Source organism: Yersinia sp. 2542 StPb PI, assembly GCF_048593855.1.
In the GTDB taxonomy this organism is placed as follows: Bacteria; Pseudomonadota; Gammaproteobacteria; order Enterobacterales; family Enterobacteriaceae; genus Yersinia; species Yersinia enterocolitica_E.
The window spans coordinates 1-4354 of record NZ_JAZGQA010000269.1 but is presented as its reverse complement, the minus strand read 5'-3'; the positions used below and the strand labels follow the sequence as shown (position 1 = coordinate 4354).

Here is a 4354-nt window from a genome sequence, read left to right as displayed (position 1 = left end):
AGCAAGGCAGCCAACGAATGAGTCCCGATGAGCTGACCCTTGTCAGTAATTCGGGCGAGTGAGAGCCGCTAACACAGCAGTAACGTCAAGTAAGAAGGGTATATGAATGACCTGTTAAGCCGTGCCATGAGATTACTCTCTCAGCGTGATCATAGTGAATCGGAGTTGCGTCGTAAGCTTGCAGCCCAGCCTTTTTCGGCAAAAGGGAATTGGGGCAGGCGCACCAGCGGTGAAAATAGCAAACCTGTCGAAGATATTGATCCTCAAGCTATCGAACAAGTTATTGCTTATTGCTACCAACACGATTGGCTAGACGATTCCCGCTTTGCCACCAGTTATATTAATAGCCGTAGTCGGAAAGGATATGGGGCACAGCGCATCCGTTCGGAATTGATGCAAAAAGGGGTCGATAAAGAGCTAATTCAAGCTGCTTTTGAAATTAGTGAAATCGACTGGTGTCTGCTCGCAAAAGAAGTCGCACAGCGTAAATTTAGTGAAACTTTACCTCTTGAGTGGAAAGAAAAGGCGAAAGTTCAGCGTTATCTCCTCTATCGTGGCTTCTTCCAAGAAGAAATTCAGTCGATTTACAATGATTTTGTCGAATGAATGCACGCGGGATTTTACTTCCCCTCGAAGAAAATTTATCTTATTCCCACTTTTTGTTCGTGAGCTTACCCACTGCGTTATCAATAATTGATGCGCAATATGCTTGCGGGCCATTCTTTTAGCTTGTTTCCGGGGCAATTATGAGCAAGAGCACCGCTGAGATTCGTCAAGCGTTTCTCGATTTCTTCCATAGCAAGGGACACCAGGTTGTATCAAGCAGCTCTTTGGTTCCCAATAATGACCCGACGCTGTTGTTTACCAATGCGGGGATGAACCAGTTCAAGGACGTTTTCTTAGGTTTGGATAAACGGGCTTATTCTCGTGCAACGACCTCTCAACGTTGTGTGCGTGCAGGTGGTAAGCATAACGATCTGGAAAACGTAGGTTATACCGCGCGTCATCACACATTTTTCGAAATGTTGGGTAACTTCAGCTTTGGTGATTATTTCAAACATGATGCTATCAGTTTTGCTTGGGAATTATTGACCAGCGAACAGTGGTTTAACTTACCAAAAGAAAAACTTTGGGTAACCGTCTACGAAACCGATGATGAGGCCTATGAAATCTGGGCTAACGACGTTGGTGTTCCTCGTGAACGTATCATTCGTATCGGTGATAACAAAGGTGGTGCTTTTGCGTCAGATAACTTCTGGCAAATGGGTGATACCGGCCCATGTGGTCCATGCACAGAGATTTTCTTTGATCATGGTGACCATATCTGGGGCGGACCTCCTGGGTCGGCAGAAGAAGATGGCGATCGCTATATTGAGATCTGGAACCTCGTCTTCATGCAGTTTAACCGCCAGTCAGATGGCACTATGCTGCCATTGCCTAAGCCCTCGGTTGATACCGGTATGGGGCTTGAGCGTATTGCTGCGGTATTACAACACGTTAATTCTAACTATGAGATTGACCTGTTCCGCGATTTGATTAAAGCGGTGGCGCAAGCCACTGGTGCAACCGATCTTTCCAGCAAGTCGCTGCGTGTCATCGCTGACCATATTCGATCTTGTGCCTTCCTGATTTCTGATGGGGTTATCCCGTCAAATGAAAACCGTGGTTATGTTTTGCGTCGTATTATTCGCCGCGCTATTCGCCATGGCAACATGTTGGGGGCTAAAGAGACTTTCTTCTACAAATTAGTTGCTCCGTTGATTGCCGTGATGGGGTCTGCTGCTGCTGAATTGAAACAACAGCAGGCGATGGTTGAACAAGTTCTGAAAACTGAAGAAGAGCAGTTTGCGCGCACCTTAGAGCGTGGCTTAGCCCTGCTGGATGAAGAACTCAGTAAATTGACCGGTGACACCCTCGACGGTGAGACGGCTTTCCGCTTATATGATACTTACGGCTTCCCGGTTGATTTAACTGCTGATGTTTGTCGTGAGCGTAATCTGAAAGTGGATGAAGCTGGTTTTGAACAAGCGATGGAAGCCCAGCGTCGTCGTGCCCGCGAATCCAGTGGTTTTGGTGCAGATTATAATAGTATGATCCGTGTTGATAGCGCGAGCCAGTTCTCGGGTTATGACCATGTTCATCAACAAGCTACCGTTACCGCATTGTTCCGCAACGGGGTAGCCGTTGATGAAATTAATGCCGGCGAAGAGGCAGCTGTTGTCTTGAATCAAACACCATTTTATGGTGAGTCTGGTGGTCAGGTTGGTGACAAAGGCGAACTTAAAAATGCTACCGCCACCTTCGTGGTAGCGGACACTCAGAAATACGGTCAGGCTATCGGTCACTTGGGGCAATTGACTCAAGGCACTCTGCGAGTTAACCACAGTATTGATGCTCAGGTTGACGTCGCACGTCGTAACCGCATTCGGTTGAACCACTCCGCAACCCATTTACTGCATGCGGCATTGCGTAAAACGCTGGGTGAGCACGTTGCTCAGAAAGGCTCGTTAGTTAACGACAAGTATTTGCGTTTTGACTTCTCTCATTTTGAAGCGATGAAGCCAGAACAAATTCGTCAGGTAGAAGATCTGGTCAACGAGCAGATTCGTCGTAACTTGCCAGTCCAGACAGAAGTGATGGAACTGGATGCAGCCAAAGAAAAAGGGGCGATGGCCCTGTTTGGTGAGAAATACGACGACCAGGTACGAGTATTAACTATGGGCGATTTCTCAACTGAGCTGTGTGGCGGTATTCACGCCAGCCGCACTGGTGATATTGGCTTGTTCCGCATCCTGTCTGAATCAGGTACGGCGGCAGGTATCCGCCGTATCGAGGCGGTCACTGGAGAGGGGGCTATTGCACTGCTACACCAGCAAACTGACCTGCTGGCGGATGTTGCTCATCTGGTGAAAGGTGATACCCATAATTTGGCAGATAAAGTCCGCGCAGTGTTGGATCGCAGTAAACTGCTGGAACGTGAACTCCAGCAACTGAAAGATCAACAAGCCGCTCAAGAAAGTGCGTCATTGTCATCAAGTGCGAAATTGGTTAACGGCGTGAAGTTACTCGTTAGTCAGTTAGACAATGTTGAACCAAAAATGCTGCGTACCATGGTTGATGATCTTAAAAATCAACTGGGGTCGGCCATTATTGTGCTGGCAACGACAGCGGATGATAAGGTCAGCCTGATTGTTGGTGTAACCAAAGATCTTACCGGAAAAGTAAAAGCAGGTGAGTTAATCGCAGATATTGCCCAACAAGTGGGCGGTAAAGGCGGTGGACGCCCTGATATGGCACAAGCGGGTGGTACTGATGTTCTGGCATTGCCAGCGGCATTGGCAAGCGTAGACGCTTGGGTAGCTTCCCGGTTATAAGCAAGTAATGACCTATTAAATCAATACGCCATATCTCTATGCTGGGTATGGCGTTTTTCAATTTTCATGTCATAGTTCGAAAACAAAGTTAAACGCAAAGTTGTTTGCTTCAGCTAAACTTGTATTAGTTAGAGACTCGACCAAGCTACTTACATTTTATGTGAATGTGATGGCTTACGTTTTCACGGTGTATGATGGATAATGGCGGGGAAACTGAGAGACCCGACTCTTTTAATTTTTCAAGGAGCAAAGAATGCTTATTCTGACTCGTCGAGTTGGTGAAACACTCATGATTGGCGATGAGGTTACGGTTACTGTATTAGGGGTTAAAGGCAACCAAGTTCGAATTGGTGTAAATGCTCCGAAAGAGGTTTCTGTTCACCGTGAAGAGATCTACCAGCGCATCCAAGCAGAAAAGTCTCAACCGACGACTTACTGATTTTGAAGCAGCGTCTCGTGTTACACGAGGCGCTACTGCTGTCTATTCTCCTCAGTTCTGCTGTTTTATCTCCTTTTTACCTTCTTCTCCCTGCAATAATTTTCTATTTTCAATCTCTTTAATTGGCCGGTGGTGAGAGTTTTATTTTTTCCTCTATCGAATTACGCCGTAATAAACACTATCTTGCCTGTTGATAAAACACTCTTTTTGACGTCAAACTGGTCATGTTGTGTGTGAATTGTGCAAATGAACGTGAGTTGGGAAAAATTGTTTGACTTATAAGTGCGGGAAAGTAATATGTGCGCCACGCAGTGCCGATGAGCTTCTTCAAAAGCAAGTCAGGTACAATTCGAAAGAAGCGTATGGTGAGGTGGCCGAGAGGCTGAAGGCGCTCCCCTGCTAAGGGAGTATACGGTCAAAAGCTGTATCGAGGGTTCGAATCCCTCCCTCACCGCCATTTACTATGCACCCATAGCTCAGCTGGATAGAGTACTCGGCTACGAACCGAGCGGTCGGAAGTTCGAATCTTCCTGGGTGCACC

At 46.9% G+C, this 4354-nt stretch carries 3 protein-coding genes and 2 tRNA genes; all 5 read left to right on the top strand.

Annotated elements, in window-relative coordinates; genetic code table 11:
- The first annotated feature begins 102 nt into the window (after positions 1-102).
- Complete coding sequence (gene recX, locus V1952_RS20290) at positions 103-606, top strand: recombination regulator RecX (protein WP_083160248.1); 504 nt, start codon at positions 103-105, stop codon at positions 604-606.
- A 140-nt stretch (positions 607-746) separates the two neighbouring features.
- Complete coding sequence (alaS, locus tag V1952_RS20285) at positions 747-3374, top strand: alanine--tRNA ligase (protein ID WP_420075414.1); 2628 nt, start codon at positions 747-749, stop codon at positions 3372-3374.
- A 253-nt stretch (positions 3375-3627) separates the two neighbouring features.
- On the top strand, positions 3628-3813 hold the full coding sequence (gene csrA, locus V1952_RS20280) for a carbon storage regulator CsrA (protein WP_002209449.1): 186 nt from the start codon (positions 3628-3630) through the stop codon (positions 3811-3813).
- Positions 3814-4177: 364 nt separating this feature from the next.
- Positions 4178-4270, top strand: a tRNA-Ser gene (locus V1952_RS20275).
- Between the two features lie 8 nt (positions 4271-4278).
- A tRNA-Arg gene (locus V1952_RS20270) sits at positions 4279-4352 on the top strand.
- Positions 4353-4354: the final 2 nt, after the last annotated feature.

Coding starts and splice junctions, on each gene's coding strand:
- recX (WP_083160248.1), top strand. CDS start 103: ATGAATGACCTGTTAAGCCGTGCCATGAGATTACTCTCTCAGCGTGAT.
- alaS (WP_420075414.1), top strand. CDS start 747: ATGAGCAAGAGCACCGCTGAGATTCGTCAAGCGTTTCTCGATTTCTTC.
- csrA (WP_002209449.1), top strand. CDS start 3,628: ATGCTTATTCTGACTCGTCGAGTTGGTGAAACACTCATGATTGGCGAT.